The organism is Variovorax sp. CCNWLW235 (assembly GCF_037204085.1).
GTDB lineage: Bacteria > Pseudomonadota > Gammaproteobacteria > Burkholderiales > Burkholderiaceae_C > Variovorax.
The window spans coordinates 449,494-469,004 of record NZ_JBBCBW010000002.1 but is presented as its reverse complement, the minus strand read 5'-3'; the positions used below and the strand labels follow the sequence as shown (position 1 = coordinate 469,004).

The window sequence follows — 19,511 nt, the reverse complement described above, 5'->3', positions numbered from 1 at the left end:
CCTTGCGCAGCGAAATAAAGGAGGAGGCCGCAGGCCGGGGGACATTCGCGGAGAAAGGTACCCCGTCGGCGGGTGCGGACCCTGAACGTCGACGCTGATCGCGCCACGACACGAACTAACAAAACCTACGGCTTGCCGGCCCTCGGTGGTTTCATGTGCTGCCGAGCCATGGCCAAGAAGGCGAGCGCGGCAGGGCTGAGCGGGTGCTTGGCCAGTCGCACCGCGACCACCGGGTATTCGAGCGTGGGCCGCGTGACCGCCACCGCACGCAGGTTGCCGGGCATCAGCACCTCCACGTACCGCGGCAACAGCGCCACTCCGGCGCCTGCCTGGATCAGGCCGAAGGCGGTCGACAACATCGATACGTGGTGCGCCACCTGCGGGTACACATTCGCCACGCTCGACAACTGGCGGCTGACCGAGCGCCACACATTGGCGTCGGGATTCACGTGGATGAACGGCAGCGCCTCCAGGTGCCTGGCGTCGACCACCACGCGCTGCGCCAGCGGATGATCTTCGCGCACGAAAAGAGCCATACGCTCCGTGAACAGCGGCTCGGTGGCCAGCTCCGAGTGCTTCTGCCCGATGTCCGAGCCAAAGCCCAGGTCGGCTTCCTGCGAGAGCAGGCGCGAAATCATCTGCTCGGCGGTGCTGTCGAGCAGCGTGGTGGCCAGCGTGGGGTGCTTCTGCGAAAAGCGGCCGAGCATCGGCGGCAGCAGGGCACCGGCCGTGAGGTGGCCCACAGCCAGCACCACGCGGCCTTCGCGCAACTGCGACTGCGAACGGCAGGCGTCTACCGACTCATCGATGAGCCGCAGCGCGCGCACGGCCGTCTCGACCATCACCTGGCCCGCGCTCGTCAGCTGGATGCGGCGGCCGCGCACCACCAGCGGCTGACCGATCTCTTCTTCCATGCGCTTGATCAGGTGGCTGATCGCGGGCTGGGTCAGCTGCAGGGTTTCCGCGGCCAGCGTAAAGCTGCCCGTTTCGGCTACTGCCGCCAGCGCCCGCAACTGCTGCAGCGAGACTTCTTCGGTGGCGTTCTTTGCCATAAACCATGTTCATAGTTGAATAAGGTGGATTATCTGGCTTGATGCGCGGCGGCTGCATAGCATGCAGGGTTTCTCCACCGGGCCAGAATCCAGCACCATGAAACGAATCCAGTTCCTTCAGGGGGTTGCCGCAGCGCTCTGCCTGGCTGCATCAAGCACAGCCAGCTTCGCACAGGGCTATCCCAACAAGCCGGTGCGGCTCGTCGTGCCGTTTCCCGCGGGCGGCGCCACCGATCTCTTTGCTCGCACGCTCGGGCAGAAGATGGGCGACAAGCTCGGCGCCACGCTGATCATCGACAACAAGCCCGGCGCTGGCGGTGCCATCGGTTCCGACCTGGTCGCCAAGGCACCGGCCGACGGCTACACGCTGCTGCTGGCCACCACCAGCACGCATTCGATCGGCCCGGCCATTACCAGCAAGCTGCCCTACGACACGGTGCGCGATTTTTCGCCCATCGCGCACGTGGGCGACGCGCCCAGCATCATGCTGGTGCCGGTCAATTCGCCCGCGAAGACGGTGCGCGAATGGATCGACCATGCAAAGAAGAACCCCGGCAAGCTCAACTACGCCTCCAGCGGCAACGGCACCATCGTGCAGCTCACGGCGGAACTCTTCAAGGCGCAGGCCGGCGTGTTCGTCACGCACATTCCCTACAAGGGCACGGCGCTTGCCATTCCCGACCTGATCAGCGGCAAGATCGACGTGCTGTTCGACTCGCTCCCCACCGGCATGCCTCATGTGCGCGACGGGCGCCTGCGTGCGCTCGGCGTCACCACGCTCAAGCGCAGCCCGCTGGCGCCGGAGCTGCCGCCCATTGCCGACACGCTGCCGGGCTACGAGTCGAACACCTGGTTCGGCTTCTATGGACCGAAGGGCCTGCCGGCGGACATCGTGGCGCGCGTCAACAAGGCGGCCAATGAGGCGCTGGCCGACCCCGAGGTGAAGGACAAGCTTTCTCGCCTGGGCATCGAACCCGCCAATGCCGGAACGCCCGAGCAGTTCGCGAAGATGGTGGCCACCGATGCCGCCAAGTGGAAAAAGATCGTGGTCGAACGCAAGATCACCAACGACTGATGACGAGACAAATCACGACGAGACAAACCGATATGAACTTCGATTTCAGCAACCCCTATCTCTCCACCCGCATTCCGATCTTCGCGCGCAACGTGGTGTCGACCTCGCACCCGCTGGCATCGCAAGCCGGGCTGCGCATGCTCCAGCAGGGCGGCAACGCCGTCGATGCGGCCATTGCCACGGCGGCCGTGATGACGCTGGTCGAGCCGGTGAGCAACGGCCTCGGCAGCGACGCGTTCTGCATCCTGTGGGACGGCAAGGAACTGCATGGCCTGAACGGCTCGGGTCCCGCGCCCAAGGTTTGGACGCCCGAGTACTTCAAGGCCAAGTACGGCGCCGATGCCGCAACGCCGCCCATGCGCGGCATCGACTCGGTCACGGTGCCGGGCGCCGTGCGCAGCTGGGTGGCGCTGAGCGACCGCTTCGGCAAGCTGCCCTTCGCCGACCTGATGGCCCCGGCCATCGACATTGCCGAGCGCGGCTATCTCGTGCCGCCAGTGGTGCAAGGCAAGTGGCTCGCAGCCACCTCGCTGCTCGAGTCGCAACCCGGCTTTGCGCAAGCCTTTCTGCCCTGGGGCCGCGCACCCGAGATCGGCGAGCTGTTTCGTTTTCCGGCCGCCGCGCGCGCGCTCAAGGCCATTGCCCGCACCAAGGGCGAGGCCTACTACAACGGCGAAATCGCCGAGGCGCTTGCCAAGTTTTCGAAAGAGCAGGGTGGCTCGCTCACCGTGGCCGACCTGTCGGCTTACCAGCCCGAATGGGTCAAACCCATTTCGCGCGACTACCGCGGCCACACGCTGCACGAGATACCGCCCAACGGCCAAGGCATTGCGGCGCTGATCGCGCTCGGCATTCTCGAAAAGTTCGACATCGCTTCGCTGCCGGTCGACTCGGTCGCTTCGCAGCATTTGCAGATCGAGGCCATGAAGCTGGCCTTTGCCGACGTGTACCGCTACGTGTCGGAGCCATCGTCGATGACGGTGACCCCCGCGCAAATGCTCGATGACGCCTACCTGGCATCGCGTGCGAGACTCATCGACGTGAAAAAGGCGCAGGACTTCAAGGCCGGCAATCCCGTGAAGGGCGGCACCATCTACCTCACGGCTGCTGACGAGAGCGGCATGATGGTGAGCTTCATCCAGAGCAACTACATGGGCTTCGGCTCGGGTTGCGTGGAGCCGGAGTTCGGCATCAGCCTGCAGAACCGCGGCCACGGCTTCAGCCTGAAGGCCGAAAGCCCGAACGTCGTCGCGCCGGGCAAGCGGCCCTTCCACACGATCATTCCGGCCTTCCTTACCAAGGACGGCCAACCGGTGATGAGCTTCGGCGTGATGGGCGGCAACATGCAGCCCCAAGGCCACATGCAAACGCTGGTGCGCATGCTCGACTACAAGCAGAACCCGCAGGCCGCTTGCGATGCGCCGCGCTGGCGCTTCAACGCGGGGCTCGAGATCAACGTCGAGGCCGCGATGAATCCGAACACGGTGCAGGGCCTGCGCGATCTCGGCCACCAGCTTGATGTAATCAACGACTCGTACCAGGACTTCGGTGCCGGCCAGTTCATCTGGCGCGCGGGCGATCCGTCGGTCGAAGGCTACGTGGCCGCCAGCGATCCGCGCCGCGATGGCGTGGCTGCAGGCTATTGAAGACCGCGCGATGATCGAGGGATGACCAAGTCCGCCGTACAGACCGGCATTCCCTCCGCACATGGCGGCGCAAAGAGCATTGCGCCCGGCCTCATCCTCGCTTCGCTGGGCGCCATCGCGTTCAGCGGCAAGGCCATCATCGTCAAGTTGGCCTACCGGCATGGCGTGGATGCCATCACGCTGATCATGCTGCGCATGCTGTTCGCGCTGCCCCTCTTTGCTGTCATGGCGTGGTGGGCGGGGCGCGGCAAGCCTGCGCTCACGTCTCGCGATTGGCTTGGGGTGATCGGGCTTGGCTTCTCTGGCTATTACCTCGCGAGCTTTCTCGACTTTGCGGGGCTCGCATACATCTCGGCCAGCTTCGAGCGGCTGATTCTCTATCTCAACCCCACGCTGGTGCTGCTGTTCGGCTGGCTGCTGTACCGGCGGCGCGCAACCCGGCCGCAGGTGCTGGGCATGATCGTGAGCTATGCCGGCGTGTTGCTCGTGTTCGGGCACGAGCTCTGGACCGGCGGCGGAGGAAAGGGTGGCGGGGCGGCGGCCTGGGGCGCCTTTCTGGTGTTCCTGAGCGCGGTGAGTTATGCGGGCTACCTCGTCTACAGCGGTGAGTTCGTCAAGCGGCTCGGGTCGCTGCGGCTCGTGGGCCTGGCCACCACCGTGGCGTGCGTGCTGTGCATCTTGCAGTTCGTGCTCACGCGGCCCATGAGCGTTGCGATGCAGGTCGCTCCCGAGGTCATCTGGCTGTCGGTGCTGAACGCCACGCTTTGCACGGCCGTGCCTGTCCTGATGGTCATGATGGCCATTGAGCGCATCGGTCCGGCCATGGCCGCGCAAACCGGCATGATCGGGCCTCTTTCGACCATCCTCATGGGGGTGGTCATACTTGGCGAGCCGTTCACCGCGTGGATCGCGGCCGGCACGGTGCTCGTGATTGCGGGCATCTTCGTTTTCACACGCACGGGGCGCTAGCGCCCCTGCAGTACAGGAGAAAAAACATGGATCTGGGCATTGCAGGCAAGACCGCACTGGTGTGCGGTGCGAGCAAGGGACTTGGCTACGGCTGCGCCGAAGCGCTGGTGCGCGAGGGCGTGAACGTGGTGATCGTGGCGCGCGGAGCCGAGGCGCTCGAAGCAGCCGCTGCAAAGCTGGCTGCGGCGGCAGCCGGCTCGCCGGCACCCTTCGTCAAGCACGTGGCGGCGGACATCACCACCGAGGCCGGCCGCGCCGCCGTGTTCGCGCTCGGCCACGATTTCGACATCGTGGTGACCAATGCAGGCGGCCCGCCCCCCGGCGATTTCCGCAACTGGGACCGCGAGGCCTGGATCAAGGCGGTCGACGCCAACATGCTGACGCCCATCGAGCTCATCAAGGCCACGGTCGACGGCATGGCCAAGCGCGGCTTCGGGCGCATCGTCAACATCACTTCAAGCTCTGTGAAGTCGCCCATCGACATCCTGGGCCTTTCGAACGGCGCGCGCAGCGGCCTCACGGGCTTTGTGGCGGGTGTGGCGCGCACGGCCATTGCGGCGCAGGGCGTGACCATCAACAATCTGCTGCCCGGCTCCTTCGATACCGATCGCCTCAAGGGCACGATGGCCGGTACGGCCCAGAAGACCGGCCAGGACTTCGACACCGTGTGGGAAGCCCGCAAGAAGAACATCCCGGCCAAGCGCTTCGGCACGCCGGCCGAGTTCGGCGCCATCTGCGCTTTTCTGTGCAGCATCCAGGCCGGCTACGTGACCGGGCAGAACGTGCTGGCCGACGGCGGCGCCTACCCGGGCACTTATTGAGCCCGCCCCATGGTCTCAACGTTTAGACGATGAGACCACGATGCCGCCCACGATCAGCAAGAATGCCGCGCCGTGGTACCACTGCGGTGGTTCACCCAGGAACGCGGCAGACAACAGCGCGGCGAACAGCGGCGTGAGGTTCATGAAGAAGCTCGCCGCCTGCGGCCCAGCATGCTGCACGCCGCTGCCCCAGCAGCGGTAGGCCAGTACGGCGGGGCCGATGCCGATGAAGGCCAGGGCAGCGAAAAGGGGCCAGCCCGGCACGATGCGCGCGTCTGCCAGCGTCCACTCGCCGGCCGCGAACGCGCCCGACCACGCAAGACCGAACACCATCTGCGCCATGAGAAACGCGGCCCAGTCTTGCCGCACGGTTTGCGGCTCCCGCGTGCGGGCCAGTATCCAGCTGTAGAACGCCCACGCGATGGTGCCCAGGATCATGTACAGGTCGCCCGGCACCAGCCGCAGCCCAAGCAGCTGCCGCCATTCGCCGCGGCTCAGCACCAGCAGCACGCCCAGCATCGAGAGCAGCGAGCCGCCGATCTCGCGCCCGCTGACGCGGGCGCCGAAGAAAACAGCGCCGGTCGCGAGCATCCACAGTGGCAGGCTGGAACCCACCAGCGTGACGTTGATGGGCGTGGAGGTCTGCAGCGCTAAATACTGGAACGCGTTGTAGCAGCCGATGCCGAGCAGCCCCAGCACCGCGTAGCGCTTCCAGTGCGTCCACATCGGGCTGCCGGGGCGCAGCACGGGCCATGCAAGCGGCAGCAACAGCACGAAGGCGATGACCCAGCGCACGAAGTTCAGCGTGAGCGGCGATACCAGGTCGCGCACCATGCGGCCGACCACCGCATTGCCGGCCCACAGCAGCGGCGGCACGGTGAGCAGGAAGACGGTCGAAGGCGTGAGGCGCTGCTGAATCTGCATGGCCGCCGACTCTACCGGGCATTGCCCTCTGCCGCCGCTAAAAGGCCAAACGTGGCACGATGCGCGTCTTCTTTTTCCGCATGCCTGGAGACCGCAAAGATGATGAGCAAAGCCGTCCGTATCGACCGCCATGGTGGCCCCGAAGAACTGAAGATCGTCGACGTGGAGGTCGGCGAGCCCGGCCCGGGCGAAATCCGCATCCGTCACAAGGCCGTGGGCCTGAACTTCATCGACACCTATCAGCGCAGCGGCCTCTACCCTTTCCAGATGCCTTTGCAGCTGGGCATGGAAGCCTCGGGCGTGGTCGAGGCGGTGGGCGAGGGCGTCACGCACCTCAAGGCGGGCGACCGCGCCGCTTACGCGAGTCAGCCGCCCGGCGCCTACAGCGAACTGCGTGTAATGCCGGCCAAGTGCGTCTGCAAGTTACCCGATGCCATTTCGTTCGAAACCGGCGCGGCCATGATGCTCAAGGGCCTCACGGCGCAGTACCTGCTGAAGAAGACGCTGCCGGCGGAAGGTTTGCAGCCGGGCGACTTCGTGCTGTTTCACGCCGCGGCCGGCGGGGTCGGACTGATCGCATGCCAATGGGCCAAGGCGCTGGGGCTGCAGCTGATCGGCACGGCCGGCAGCGACGCCAAGTGCAAGCTCGCGCTCGAGCATGGCGCGGCGCATGCCATCAACTACAGCACCGAGAACTTCGCGGCCCGCGTGAAGGAGATCACCGGCGGCAAGGGCGTGAAGGTGGTGTACGACTCGGTCGGCAAGGACACCTGGGAGGCCTCGATCGAATGCCTGCGCCCGTTCGGCCTGTTGGCGATATTCGGCAACGGCTCGGGCCCCGTGCCACCGATCAGCCTGGGCACGCTGGCATCGAAGGGTTCGCTCTACGTCACGCGTCCGACGCTGTTCACGCACATTTCCACGCGTGAGAGCACGCAGGCCATGGCAGACGACCTGTTCGCGGTGGTGCAGAGCGGCGCGGTCAAGATCCCGATCGACCAGCGCTATGCATTGGCCGACGTGCAGCAGGCGCACCGCGACCTCGAAGCGCGCAAGACCACCGGCTGCACGATCCTCACGCTCTGATGCGCTGGTAGTGGGCCACGGCCGGCCCGGCGACGGGCCAGCCTTGTCCTACCCGCGATGGGGTGTCATGCCTTCGTCTTGTACAGGGCGCAATTTGTAGCCTGCTACAAAGCTTGAGAAACGCCGCCGCCATGGACACCGTTAGAACCTTTGTTGTCGAGGACAACCCCACCATCCGCGAAAACCTGTTGGGCACCTTGCGCGAAGTGGCCAGGGTCGACCCCGTGGGCCAAGCGGAATCGGAGCGTGAGGGCACCCGTTGGCTGACGAGCAACCTCGCGCAATGGGACCTCGCCATCGTCGACCTGTTCCTGAAGGACGGCACCGGCTTCAGCGTGCTCGAGGCCTGCCGCAACCGCGAGCCGGCGCAGAAGATGGTGGTGCTCAGCAACCATCTCACCCCCGAAATGCGCCGCAAGTGCACACAGCTCGGCGCCGATGCGGTGTTCGATAAAGCTACGGAGATCGACGACCTGATCGACTTCTGCCTGCGCCGCCGGCAGGAGCAGTTCATGCGTTCGCCGCTCTCGGCGGCGCACTGACGCTCACCTTGCCGCCTGCTGCATCCGCAGGCCTGCAGGCCGCGCCCTCCGCGTAAGCGACTCAGCCCTCGATCTTTCCCAGCCGCGATTCACGCAACCGGCTCGGTGCCAAGGCGCCCGCCGACTCGAGGATCGGGTAGGCGATGGAGCAGATGTGCGAGTTGATGCGCTTCAGGTCGCTGATCAGGTCGATGTGCAGCGAACTGGTCTCGATGCTCAGCGTGGTGCGGTCGGACAGGCGATCGAGGTGGGTGGTGGCATAGGCCCGTTCAAGGTCGCGGAAGCGGGCTTTTTCTTCCAGCAGCTTTTGCGCGTCGCGCACATTGCCGTTCAAAAACACGCTCATGCTCAGCCGCAGGTTGGCCACCAGCCGGCCGTGCAGTTCCACGATTTCCGCCATGCCGGCGGCGGAGAAGTTGCGCTGCGGCTTGATCTTCTTGTCTTCGATGTCGATGATCACGCGCTCGATGATGTCCCCGATCTGCTCCATGTTGATGGTGAAGCTGATGATGTCGGTCCATCGCCGGCTCTCTTCTTCGCCCAGCGCCTCGCGCGAGATGCGCGTCATGTAGTACTTGATGGCCGAGTAAAGCTCGTCCACCGTGTCGTCGAGCTGCCGCAGCTCCTGAGACAGGCGCAGGTCGTTGTGGCGGATCACGTCGAGCGTGCCGATGAGCATGGTCTCGACGATGTCGGCCTGGTGCAGCGCCTCGCGCGCCGCATTCGAAATGGCCAGCGAAGGCGTTGAAAGCGCCGAGGGGTCGAGGTGATGCGGCCGCGTGGAAGTGGCCGGCTGCTGCGGCACCGGCAGCATCTTGGTGACCAGCGTTGCCACCCACTGCGTGAGGCCGATGAAGCCCACGCTGATGATCACGTTGAACGCCAGGTGAAACAGCACCACGCCGTGGGTCGCGTTGGGCACTTGCGGCTGCACGTAGCGCAGCCAGAGCCCGACGAAGGGCGCGACGATCGCCACGCCGAGCGCCTTGAACAGCAGGTTGCCCACCGTGACCTGCCGCACCGGTATGGCCGACTTGGCGGTGGTCAGCACCGCCAGCAAGCCGCTGCCGAGGTTGGCGCCGAGCACCAGCCCGAGCGCCACGTCCAGCGGAACCACGTTGGAGCTTGCCATGGCCGCCACCAGCAGCACCACGGCCAGGCTGGAATATGCCACGATGGCGAGCGCGGCGCCAATGGTGATTTCGAGCAGCACGTCGCTGCTGAGCGAGGCCAGCAGCGCCCGCACGGCCGGGGCCGAGAAGAGCGGCTCGGTGGCTTCCACCACCAGCTGCAGCGCCAGCAGCATCAGCCCCAGGCCGATGAGCACCCGGCCCACGCGGCCCGCCACGCTGGCGGAGCGTGAAATGAACAGCACCACGCCCACGAAGATGAACATCGGCGAGAGCCACGAAAGGTCTGCCGAGAACAGCACCGAGATGAGCGCCGTGCCGACGTCCGCCCCGCGCATCACAGCCAGCGCCGCAGGCAGCGTGACCAGGCCCTGCCCCACGAAGGACGAAGTCATCAGCGACGTGGCCGTGCTCGACTGCACCAGCGCGGTTACACCGATGCCCGAGAGTGCGGCGGTGAAGCGGTTGCGCATGCTCTGCACCAGGATCTTGCGCAGGTTGGCCCCGAACACGCGCAGCACGCCCGTTCGAACGAGGTGCGTGCCCCACACCAGCAGTGCGACGGCGGCGAGCAGGTTCAGAAGATGCTTCATGGGTGCCGGTTTCTATCCTTTTCGTTTTGGTTCGTTTTCTTCAGCCCCATTTTCCACACTATGGGCTCAATCGATCAGTGCTCCGTTGTCATGGAAAGGAAAAGGGCCCTCGAATGTGCCGGAAGCCGCCAGATGGGTGACCAGCCGCCTGCTGCGCGCAGACCAGGCGTGAACCCGGAATCCCGGCGGCTCCAGGGTCCATGCAGAGGCCGCATCGGGCGCCAGGTCCAGGCAGACTTGGTGGGCCGGTGCGGGCGAAATGGATGCAATGGTGCCGCCGAAGCGCGCGTCGATGGCGCGGTGCAGGTGGCCGCAGATCACGCGTTCGACATTGGGGTGCCGCGCGACCAGTGCTTCCAGCGCCTCGGCACCCTGAAGCAGGCCGATCTCGTCCATGTGGCCGATCAGCGTCTGGAAGGGCGGGTGATGCATGGCAATGACCACGGGCTCGCCCCGGCAAGCGTCGAGCTGTTGCTCCAGCCAGGCCAGCCGTTCGTTGCAGAGGGCGCCATGGCTCTCGCCCGGCACGCAGGTGTCGAGCGTCAGCAGGCGCAGCGCGCCCACGCGCACCGAGTATTGGACGAAGCCGGCGGAGCCCACGCCCGCCGCCAGGTAGCCGTGGCCCGGAAAGCTGCGGCGCAGCTGGTCGCGGTCATCATGGTTGCCGGGCATCAGGTACACCGGCATGGTCAGCGGCCCCAGAAGGCGCGCCAGGTGCTCGTATTCGGCCGCGCGGCCGAAGTCGCTCAGGTCCCCGGTGATCACCACCGCGTCGGGCAGCTGCGGCAGCCGCAGCACCGACTGCACTGCGCGCTCCAGGTAGGGCGCGGTGTCGATGCGGCCGTATGCCAGCCGGCCGGGCTCACGGATGTGCAGGTCCGTCAACTGCGCCAGGAAAGTGGTGTCTTGTGTGGTTGCTGTGGTCATGCGCTGGTTTCCTGCGACGTCATCAGGCGATCGGTTTGGATGCGAAGGCCGACCGGATCACCCGGGCCGAAAGGCGTGTCGCGGCCTACGTCGGCCACCAGCAAGGATTGGTCCTGCATGCGCAGGTGCAACTGCACACGGTCGCCGAGAAAGGTGCGGCGTTCGACGGCGGCAAGCCCCCAGTCGGGCCGGGGCGCGCTCACTTCCACGTCTTCGGGTCGCACCAGGAGCATCGCATGGTCGCGCCAGGCAGGTGGGCAAGGCAGCGTGCTTCCGCCGAGTCGGACAACGCCTTGCGCAATGGCGTCGGGCTCGCGCGTGAGCCGATTCACCCGGCCCAGGAACTCCGCCACGAAAGGGTGGGACGGCGCGCGGTACAACTCTTCGCCGCGACCGACCTGCACGATGCGGCCCGCGCTCATAACCGCCAGGCGGTCGGCAATGGCCAGCGCCTCCTGCTGGTCGTGAGTGACGTGGATGGCCGTGATGTGCAGGCGGCGCAGCAGTTCGGCGAGCTCGTCGCGCAGCGACTCCTTGAGCTTGGCGTCGAGCGCGGCCAGCGGTTCGTCGAGCAGCAGCACGCGCGGGCGCACGGCAACCGCGCGCGCCAGCGCCACGCGTTGGCGCTGGCCGCCCGAAAGCTCGGCGGGGCGCTTGTTTTCAAGCCCGCCGAGCCGCGTCAGGTCGACCAGCTCGCCCACGGCGCGCTTTTCTTCTTCGGGCGCCACGCCGCGAATGCGAAGGCCGTAGCCGATGTTGGCGGCTACGGTCATCTGCGGAAAGAGCGCATAGCTTTGAAACACCATGCCCACGCCGCGATGCTCCACCGGCCGCTGCGTCACGTCCTGTCCGCCGAACACGATGCGGCTGCCTTCGTCGGGCGCCTCGAGTCCTGCAATGAGCCGGAGCAGCGTGGTCTTGCCGCAGCCGGAGGGGCCGAGCAGCGCGAGCACTTCGCCCGCTTCCACGTGCAGGTCGGTCGGCAGCAGGCCGCGCGTGCCGTCTGCATAAGTCTTCGCGCAGTTGGCGATGTCGATAGGAATGCGTTCAAGTTCCATGGCGTTTCTGGATCAGGTTGGCAAGGTACTGCAGCCCCCACAGCACCGGAAGAATGACGGCGAAGAAGACCAGCGTGTAGGCCGATCCGATCTCGATGCGCATCGAGGCATAGCTGTCGGCCAGGCCCACGGGCAGGGTGCGCGTGAGCGGCGTGTGCAGCATCCAGGTAAGGTTGAATTCGCCCACCGAGAGCGTGAACACCATCAGGCTGCCGGCCACGATGGCGGGGAACACGGCCGGCACCAGAATGCCCATGAAGCGCTGGCGGAAGTTCGCGCCCAGCGAACGGGCGGCTTCCTCGAGCGCGAGCAGGTCGTCGCGCTGGAAGGCCGAACTCACCGTGCGCACCATGAACGGTAGAGTGAACACCATGTGGCCGACGAGGATGAAGGCGAAGCTCTGGCGGAAGGCCGTGAGCTGGCCGTAGGCCAGGATGAGCGCCAGCGCGGTCGCAAGGCCGGGCACCGCAACGGGCAGCGTGAGCAGTTCCTCGAAGACGTGCGCAGCGCGCGAGCGGCTGCGCGCCAGCGCATAGGCGCAGGGCACGCCCAGCAGCACGGTGCCGACCACGCAGGCCAGCGCCAGTGCGAGCGACCAACCCACGGTGCCGCCGTAGTTCTCCCATACCTCGCCGAGCCAGCGCAGCGTGAGGCCGCTCTTCAGGCCCGCGCTGTAGTTGTTGACCAGGCCGGCCATGACGGACAGCAGCATCGGCGCGATCATGAAAATGCTCACGAGCACTGTGATGGCCAGCAGGAAGGGCGCCTTGGGTTGCGTGTTCTTTCGCATGAGCGTTTTCCTCGATTCAGCGCGCGACCGGGTTGGCCCCGAAGCGCCGCGCCACGAACAGCACCAGCCAGGTCACGATACCCAGCGCAATCGAGAGCGAAGCGGCGAGCGCAAAGTTGGCGTAGTTGGTGAACTCGTTGTAGATGGTGATCGGAATCACCTCGAACTTGCTGGCGAGCGTGAAGGCGGTGCCAAAGGCGCCCATCGAAGTGGCGAAAAGAATGGCGCCGCAGGCCAGCGTGGTGGGGGCAAGCTCAGGCATCCAGACATCGCGCGCCACGCGCAGGCGAGAGGCACCGAGCGAGCGCGCGGCCTCTTCGAGCTGCACGTTCATGGCTTCTGCCGCTGCGGCGTAGGTGGCAATGGCGCGTGGAAGCGAAAAATACAGGTAGGCCAGGAACAGGCCGAGCAGGCCATACGCAAAGGTGATGCGTTCACCGAAGAGGCTGTCGCCGATGTCAGCCACCAGCCCTTGCCGTCCGCCGAGCAGAATGACGAAGAAGCCGATGATCACGCCCGGAAAAGAGAGAGGCAGCGTGAGCAGCGACAGCAGCATGCGCTTGCCCGTGAAGGCATGGCGCGCGAGGTAGATGCCCACGGCTGCGCCGAGCACCAGCGTTGCGAGTGTCACGGCCACCGAAAGCGCCACAGTGTTGGCCATGCTCTGCAAGTAGCGCGAGTCGGTGAGCACAGCGAAGTAAGTGGACCAGCCCTTGGTCGCGGGCAGCGTGAGAAGGCGCACCACCGGCAGCAGCCAGAAGGCGGCGAAGAACACGGCTGCAGGGGCTGCACAGGCCAGCAGGCGCCAGCGTGGGTTCCAGGCGTTGGGTTGCTTCATCTCAGTTGCTTGTCTTACGGTGTTGTTGTTCTTGGCGCTGCTGTGCTGGGCGCTGTTGTTCAGGGCGAGTGCAAAGGCCACCGGGTACTCCCCTCCGCGAATGTCCCCCGCCTTCGGCTCCTCCTTTATTTCGCTGCGGGGAGCACCCGATGCCCTGTGCACACCGGGCGCTGCGCTTGTTCCGTTCGATCAACCACCGCACTGCCCAACGCTCACGTCGATGGGGTGCCTTGCGCAGCGAAATAAAGGAGGAGCCCGAAGGGCGGGGGACATTCGCGGAGCAAGGTACCCCGTCGGCGGGAGCGCGCCCTGAACGGAGCATCAACCGCACAACGTGACGTAGAAAGAAGCAAGGCTTCATCCGAGGGATCTATTCAGCGCACATCCTTCAGGTAGCGGTCGGAGAACGCCCGCTGCGCCTCAGCCATGCGCGCATAGTCCACGCTCTTCGCGCGAGCGTATTCACTAGCAGGCAGGAACTGCGCCTCCACGTCCTTCGGCATCGCACCGGCGCGCACCGGCCGCAGGTAAGCCTTGGCCCAGATGGCCTGGCCTTCGTCGGAGAGTACAAAGTCGAGCACCTTCTTGCCTTCGGCGGCATGCGGTGCCTTCGCGACGAGGCTCATCACGTAAGGCACTGCCAGCGTGCCTTCGCTCGGAATGACGAATGCGACGTTGGCCTTGTCCTTGTACTTGGCGCGGTAGGCGTTGAAGTCGTAGTCGAGCAGGATCGCGATCTCGCCCGACAGCACTCGCGCATAAGAGGTTTGCTTGGGAACGATGGGTTCGTTCTTCTGTAGCGCCTTGAAGTAGTCGATGGCGGGGCCGAAGTTGTCGAGCGTGCCGCCGCGTGCTTCGTTCACCGCCACCGCACCCACGTAGCCGACGAAGGCCGAGGCGGGATCGAGGTAGCCGATGAGGCCCTTGTATTCGGGCTTGAGCAGGTCGGCCCATGACTTGGGAACCGGCTTGCCCTTGAGCGCATCGACGTTGACCATAAAACCGAGCGTGCCCGAGTGGATGGTGAACCAGTTGCCGGCCGGGTCCTTCAGGCCGTCGGGAATGTCTTTCCACGCTGCGGGCTTGTAGGGCTCGACCACCCCGTCCTTCTGGGCCTGCACCGCGAAGGTCACGCCCAGGTAGGTGACGTCGGCCACGGGGCTGGCCTTCTCGGCGACGAGCTGCGCGACCGACTGGCCCGAGTTCTTGTTGTCGGCCGGCACGGTGATGCCGGTCTTGGCCTTGATGGCCTTGAGCTGCGTGCCCCAGTCGGCCCACTCGGTCGGGCAGTTGTAGCAAATGGCGGTCTGTGCCACGGCACTGCCGGCGGCAACGAGCGCGGCGGTGAGCAAGCCCAGGCGGGCCATGCGAGAGATGCGGAGAGACATGAAAGAACTCCTTGATGGATGTGAGGGTTGAGGCGGGTGAAACGAGTGATCAGTCGTTGGCGATATCGCGCGCGGATGCGCACGATTCGCCGTCGCGGAAGACGCAAGGCAGCAGCAGGCTCGCGTCGGCTTGCAGCGCGGTGCCGCCGGCCATGGCCTGGACCAGCAGTTCGACGCTGCGGCGGCCGATGTCGCTGTTGGGCTGCGCAATGGTGGTGAGCGCCGGCGTGAGGTCTTCGCCGAGCGCAATGCCGTCGAAGCCCACCACGCTGAGGTCGTCGGGCACGGAGAGCCCGCTCAGGTGCGCGGCGCGAATGCTGCGGATGGCAAGCAGGTCGTTCGAGCAGACCAGCGCGGTAGGCCGCTCCTTGGCTTGCAGCAGGTGCGCGAGCATGTCCACCGCACTTTCGACAAAGGGCACCTCGATGAGTGGCGGCGCGTCGAGCCCGGCATCGGCCATGCCTTTCTCGTAGCCCCGGTAGCGCTGCTGCGCCCGGTCGGAGGCAGCCAGCGTGCCGCTGACCATGGCGATGCGGCGGTGCCCCAGCAGCACCAGGCGTGCGACCGCGTCGGCAACGGCAGCTTCGCCGTCGACGGTCACGCAAGGGTGGTCAGGATGCCGGTTGTAGGCCAGCACATAAGGCGTGCCGGCGGTGCGAAGCCGTGCGAGTGCCGCCGAAGTGGAGGGGTTCGATACCACCAGGATCAACCCATCGACATTGCCCGCGAGCAGCAGGTGAACGGCGCGTTCTTCTTCGTCGAGCCGGTAGCCGGTGGTGACGGGAATGATGGCGTAGCCGCCCGCCATGGCTGCGCCCGCAATGCCTTGCAGGCACTCGGCGAAAGTCGGATTCAGCAACGTGGGCAGCACCACGCCCAACGCGCGGCTGCGCTGGGTGCGCAAGGTGCGCGCGCTGGCGTTGGGCACGTAGTGAAGCTCGCGCGCCACGCGTTCCACCAACTCACGCGTGGCTGGCGTGACCTTGTCGGGGAAGTTGAACGCCCGCGACACGGTGGCCACGGAAACCCCGGCCTTGGCTGCGACGGATTGAATGCTCATCGTGCGGTGTTATGTAATCGATTACATTTCACCGCGGCAGTATGACCCTGCCATGACAAGCCGAGAAAGCCGGGAAAAACCCTCGCGTTGCGTCTTAAAGAGAAAGGGGCCAAAAGGCCCCTTGAGAAACTGGCTTACTTCCCGCGCCGAACCCGCCGGATCTCGTCCACGATCAGGCAGATGGCCCCCAGCGTGATCGCACTGTCCGCCGCGTTGAAGGCCGGAAAGTACCAGTTCCCCGCGTGAAAGCTCAGGAAGTCGACCACGTACCCGTGCATCATTCGGTCGATCACGTTGCCGATGGCGCCGCCCAGGATGCACGCCATCGCGAACGAAAACAGCTTCTGCCCCGCGTGCGATTTCAGCATCCACACGATGAACACCGCAGCCGCGAGGCCAATGGCCGTGAAGAACCAGCGCTGCCAGCCCGAATGGTCTGCCAGGAACGAGAACGCGGCGCCCGTGTTGTGCGCGCGAACCACGTTGAAGAAGCTCGTCACGTAGGTCGCGTCACCAAGCTTGTAGTAGCCCAGGATCAGCGTCTTGGTGAACTGGTCGATGATCAGGATGATGACCGCCAGGGCAAGCCATGGCCAGATGCTGCCGCTGCGCGAACGCGATGCCGACATGGAGCGTGCCGCGGCCATCAGGCAAAGCTCCGTGCTTCGCCGGCACCGAACAGGTTGCTGGTGCAACGGCCGCAGATCGTCGGATGCGCCGGGTCGTGGCCCACGTCCTCGCGGTAGTGCCAGCAGCGATCGCACTTCTGCGCGCTGCTCGGCGTCACCGTGGTCGAGAGCGCTTCGCCCGCAGCGATTGCGATGGCCGAGGTGATGAAGACGAACTTCAGGTCATCGCCCAGCGAGCCCAGCAGCGCGAAGTCGTCGGCCGGCGCGGTGAGCTGCAGGTTGGCCTGCAACGACGAACCGACCTTGCCTTCGGCGCGCACCGCCTCGATGTCCTTGTTGACCACGTCGCGGATCTCGCGGATGCGGCCCCACTTGGCGAGCAGTGCTTCGTCGGGCGCGGCGAATTTGCTGAACGTCTGCGCAAAGATCGATTCGCCGGGCTTGCCGGTGCTCACGAACTTCCAGGCTTCTTCGGCCGTGAAGCTCAGGAACGGTGCCATCCACCGCAGCATGGCTTGCGAGATATGCCAGAGAGCGGTCTGCGCACTGCGGCGCGCAAGCGAGCCGGGCGCGGTCGTGTAGAGCCGGTCTTTCAAGATGTCGAGGTAGAAGCCGCCCAGGTCTTCCGAGCAGTAGATCTGCAGCTTGGCCACCACCGGGTGGAACTCGTACACCTTGTAGTGCGCAAGGATCTCGTCTTGGAACTGCGACGCGCGCGCAAGCGCATAGCGGTCGATTTCGAACAGCTGGTCGAGCGGCACCGCGTCCTTGGCGATGTCGAAGTCGCTGGTGTTTGCCAGCAGAAAGCGCAGCGTGTTGCGGATGCGGCGGTACGAGTCGACCACGCGCGCGAGGATCTTGTCGTCGCCCGCGATGTCGCCCGAGTAGTCGCTCGCAGCCACCCACAGGCGGATGATTTCCGCGCCCAGCTTGCTGCTGATTTCCTGCGGGTCGATGCCGTTCTTGAGCGACTTGCTCATCTTGATGCCCTTGGCATCCACGGTGAAGCCGTGCGTGAGCAGGCCGCGGTAGGGCGCGCGGTCTTCCAGCGCGCAGGCGATCAAAAGCGACGAGTGGAACCAGCCGCGGTGCTGGTCGTGGCCTTCGAGGTACAGGTCGGCTTCAGGGCCCGCAGCGTGGTGCACGTTGGGGTGCGTGCCGCGCAGCACGTGATAGAAGGTCGAGCCCGAGTCGAACCACACCTCGAGGATGTCGGTGCTCTTGGTGTAGTGGGGCGCGTCTTCGGCGCCGAGAATTTCTTCGACGGTGACGCGGCTCCAGGCCTCGATGCCGCCCTTTTCGACGATGTCGGCGGCCTGGTCGAGGATTTCCATCGTGCGCGGATGCAGCTCGCCCGAATCCTTGTGCAGGAAGAACGGGATCGGCACGCCCCAGCTGCGCTGGCGACTGATGCACCAGTCGGGCCGGTTGGCAATCATGTCGTGCAGGCGCGCCTTGCCGTTCTCCGGATAGAAGTTCGTCTTCTCGATGGCTTCGAGCGCGGTCTGGCGCAGCGTCTTGGGCGCCTTGTCCTTGGTGAACACGCCTTCGCCTTCGTCCATGCGCACGAACCACTGCGCTGCGGCGCGGTAGATCACCGGCGTCTTGTGGCGCCAGCAGTGCGGGTAGCTGTGGGTGATGGTCTCGGTGGTGAGCAGGCGGTTGGCGTCGCGCAGCGCCGAGATGATCACCGGCACGGCCTTCCAGATGTTCTGGCCCCCGAAGAGCGGAAAGTCGGGCGCGTAGCTGCCGTTGCCCTGCACCGGGTTCAGGATGTCGTCGTACGCCACGCCATGGGCGATGCAGGAGTTGAAGTCATCCACGCCATAGGCGGGCGAGGAGTGCACGAGGCCGGTGCCGTCGGTGGCGGTGGCGTAGTCGGCCAGGTACACCGGCGACAGGCGCTTGTAGCCAGCGTCGACGTCGTACAGCGGATGCTCGAATTCGAGCCCGCCGAGCTTCTCGCCCTTGACCGTGGCCAGCACCTTGCCGTCGAGCGCATAACGGGTCATGCACATCTCGACCAGCGAGTTGGCGAGGATGAGCAGGCCGCGTTCGGTGTCGACCAGCGAATACTCGATCTCGGGGTTCAGGTTGATCGCCTGGTTGGCCGGGATGGTCCACGCGGTGGTGGTCCAGATCACGGCAAAGATGTCGCCGAGGATCGTGTGGTCGGTCTCGAAGGCCTTGAGCACCTTCTCGCGGTCGTGCGCCTTGAACGCCACGTCGATGGTCTGGCTCTTCTTGTCGGCGTATTCGATTTCGAATTCGGCGAGCGACGAGCCGCAGTCGAAGCACCAGTACACCGGCTTCAGGCCGCGATACACAAAGCCGCGCTCGATCACGCGCTTGAACGCGCGCAGCTCGCCGGCTTCATTCGCGAAGTCCATCGTCTTGTACGGATGGTCCCACTCGCCCAGCACGCCCAGGCGCTGGAAGTCGAGCAACTGCTGCGCGATCTGTTCCGTGGCGTAGGCGCGGCTCTTGGCCTGCATTTCGTCGCGGCTCAGGTTGCGGCCATATTGCTTTTCGATGGCGTTCTCGATCGGCAGGCCATGGCAGTCCCAGCCGGGCACGTAGAGCGCGTCGTAGCCTTCGAGCTGGCGCGCCTTGGTGATCATGTCCTTCAGGATCTTGTTCACCGCGTGGCCCATGTGGATCTGGCCGTTGGCGTAGGGGGGGCCGTCGTGCAGGATGAACTTGGGCGCGCCGTGGCGGGCGTCGCGCAGGCGGTGGTAGCGGCCTTCGTCGTTCCATTCCTTCACCCAGCCCGGTTCGCGCTTGGGCAGGTCGCCGCGCATCGGAAAGGGGGTGTCGGGCAGGTTCAGCGTGGAACGGTAGTCGGTGGTGGAAGCAGCGTCAGACATGTTGGGGTGCGAAACAGAGGGGCTTCGACAGGCTCAGCCCGAACTGCATTGAGCGGTCGGTGCGGAAGAAAAGCCGTTCGCCCTGAGCTTGTCGAAGGGCGGCAGCACGGTGCGTG

17 protein-coding genes are annotated in these 19,511 nt (G+C 65.6%); 6 read left to right on the top strand and 11 right to left on the bottom strand.

The features are described 5' to 3' along the window. Window positions 1–125: 125 nt before the first annotated feature. Window positions 126–1,052: a LysR family transcriptional regulator gene (locus tag V9L21_RS04730; protein ID WP_337309573.1), complete on the bottom strand. Its 927-nt coding sequence runs from the start codon at window positions 1,050–1,052 to the stop codon at window positions 126–128. 97 nt (window positions 1,053–1,149) lie between these two features. On the opposite strand from V9L21_RS04730, the gene V9L21_RS04725 reads away from it, so the two are divergent. The 4 genes from V9L21_RS04725 to V9L21_RS04710 are packed head-to-tail and all read left to right on the top strand — an operon-like array spanning window position 1,150 to window position 5,563. Next, complete coding sequence (locus V9L21_RS04725) at window positions 1,150–2,127, top strand: Bug family tripartite tricarboxylate transporter substrate binding protein (RefSeq protein ID WP_337309572.1); 978 nt, start codon at window positions 1,150–1,152, stop codon at window positions 2,125–2,127. Window positions 2,128–2,159: 32 nt separating this feature from the next. After that, window positions 2,160–3,773, top strand: coding sequence for a gamma-glutamyltransferase family protein (locus V9L21_RS04720; RefSeq protein WP_337309571.1), 1,614 nt, complete (start codon window positions 2,160–2,162; stop codon window positions 3,771–3,773). A 21-nt stretch (window positions 3,774–3,794) separates the two neighbouring features. Continuing rightward, window positions 3,795–4,742 (top strand): DMT family transporter, encoded by a 948-nt coding sequence (locus V9L21_RS04715; protein ID WP_337309570.1) that lies wholly within the window; start codon window positions 3,795–3,797, stop codon window positions 4,740–4,742. A 26-nt stretch (window positions 4,743–4,768) separates the two neighbouring features. Beyond that, entirely contained in the window at window positions 4,769–5,563 is a 795-nt protein-coding gene (locus tag V9L21_RS04710; protein ID WP_337309568.1) for an SDR family oxidoreductase, read from the top strand. A 15-nt stretch (window positions 5,564–5,578) separates the two neighbouring features. Here V9L21_RS04710 and V9L21_RS04705 read toward each other — a convergent pair whose 3' ends face one another. Further along, entirely contained in the window at window positions 5,579–6,487 is a 909-nt protein-coding gene (locus tag V9L21_RS04705) for a DMT family transporter (RefSeq protein WP_337309566.1), read from the bottom strand. 102 nt (window positions 6,488–6,589) lie between these two features. On the opposite strand from V9L21_RS04705, the gene V9L21_RS04700 reads away from it, so the two are divergent. Continuing rightward, the gene (locus V9L21_RS04700) at window positions 6,590–7,573 is read left to right on the top strand and encodes a quinone oxidoreductase family protein (RefSeq protein ID WP_337297810.1); all 984 of its coding nucleotides are present in this window, start codon (window positions 6,590–6,592) and stop codon (window positions 7,571–7,573) included. Window positions 7,574–7,704: 131 nt separating this feature from the next. Continuing rightward, window positions 7,705–8,115: a response regulator gene (locus V9L21_RS04695; protein ID WP_337309564.1), complete on the top strand. Its 411-nt coding sequence runs from the start codon at window positions 7,705–7,707 to the stop codon at window positions 8,113–8,115. Window positions 8,116–8,176: 61 nt separating this feature from the next. Here the strand turns inward: V9L21_RS04695 and V9L21_RS04690 are convergent, their stop codons facing one another. From V9L21_RS04690 to ileS, 9 genes are all read right to left on the bottom strand, one after another. Next, window positions 8,177–9,838 carry a Na/Pi cotransporter family protein gene (locus V9L21_RS04690; protein WP_337297800.1) on the bottom strand — a complete coding sequence of 554 codons (1,662 nt, stop codon included), beginning with the start codon at window positions 9,836–9,838 and terminating at the stop codon, window positions 8,177–8,179. A 66-nt stretch (window positions 9,839–9,904) separates the two neighbouring features. Next, window positions 9,905–10,765 carry a phosphodiesterase gene (locus V9L21_RS04685; RefSeq protein ID WP_337309561.1) on the bottom strand — a complete coding sequence of 287 codons (861 nt, stop codon included), beginning with the start codon at window positions 10,763–10,765 and terminating at the stop codon, window positions 9,905–9,907. Further along, a complete protein-coding gene (locus tag V9L21_RS04680) occupies window positions 10,762–11,823 on the bottom strand; it encodes an ABC transporter ATP-binding protein (protein WP_337309560.1) in 1,062 nt (353 codons plus the stop codon). The genes V9L21_RS04685 and V9L21_RS04680 overlap by 4 nt, the downstream gene beginning before the upstream one ends. Continuing rightward, window positions 11,813–12,613, bottom strand: coding sequence for an ABC transporter permease (locus V9L21_RS04675; protein WP_337309558.1), 801 nt, complete (start codon window positions 12,611–12,613; stop codon window positions 11,813–11,815). The genes V9L21_RS04680 and V9L21_RS04675 overlap by 11 nt, the downstream gene beginning before the upstream one ends. Window positions 12,614–12,629: 16 nt before the next feature. Beyond that, window positions 12,630–13,451: an ABC transporter permease gene (locus tag V9L21_RS04670; protein ID WP_337309556.1), complete on the bottom strand. Its 822-nt coding sequence runs from the start codon at window positions 13,449–13,451 to the stop codon at window positions 12,630–12,632. A 374-nt stretch (window positions 13,452–13,825) separates the two neighbouring features. Next, entirely contained in the window at window positions 13,826–14,839 is a 1,014-nt protein-coding gene (locus V9L21_RS04665) for an ABC transporter substrate-binding protein (protein WP_337309554.1), read from the bottom strand. A gap of 49 nt (window positions 14,840–14,888) precedes the next feature. Then, the gene (locus tag V9L21_RS04660; RefSeq protein WP_337309553.1) at window positions 14,889–15,899 is read right to left on the bottom strand and encodes a LacI family DNA-binding transcriptional regulator; all 1,011 of its coding nucleotides are present in this window, start codon (window positions 15,897–15,899) and stop codon (window positions 14,889–14,891) included. A gap of 134 nt (window positions 15,900–16,033) precedes the next feature. After that, a complete protein-coding gene (gene lspA / locus V9L21_RS04655; protein ID WP_337309551.1) occupies window positions 16,034–16,546 on the bottom strand; it encodes a signal peptidase II in 513 nt (170 codons plus the stop codon). Then, window positions 16,546–19,395 carry an isoleucine--tRNA ligase gene (gene ileS, locus V9L21_RS04650; RefSeq protein ID WP_337309549.1) on the bottom strand — a complete coding sequence of 950 codons (2,850 nt, stop codon included), beginning with the start codon at window positions 19,393–19,395 and terminating at the stop codon, window positions 16,546–16,548. Before ileS ends, lspA begins: the two co-directional genes overlap by 1 nt. Between the last annotated feature and the right edge of the window lie 116 nt (window positions 19,396–19,511).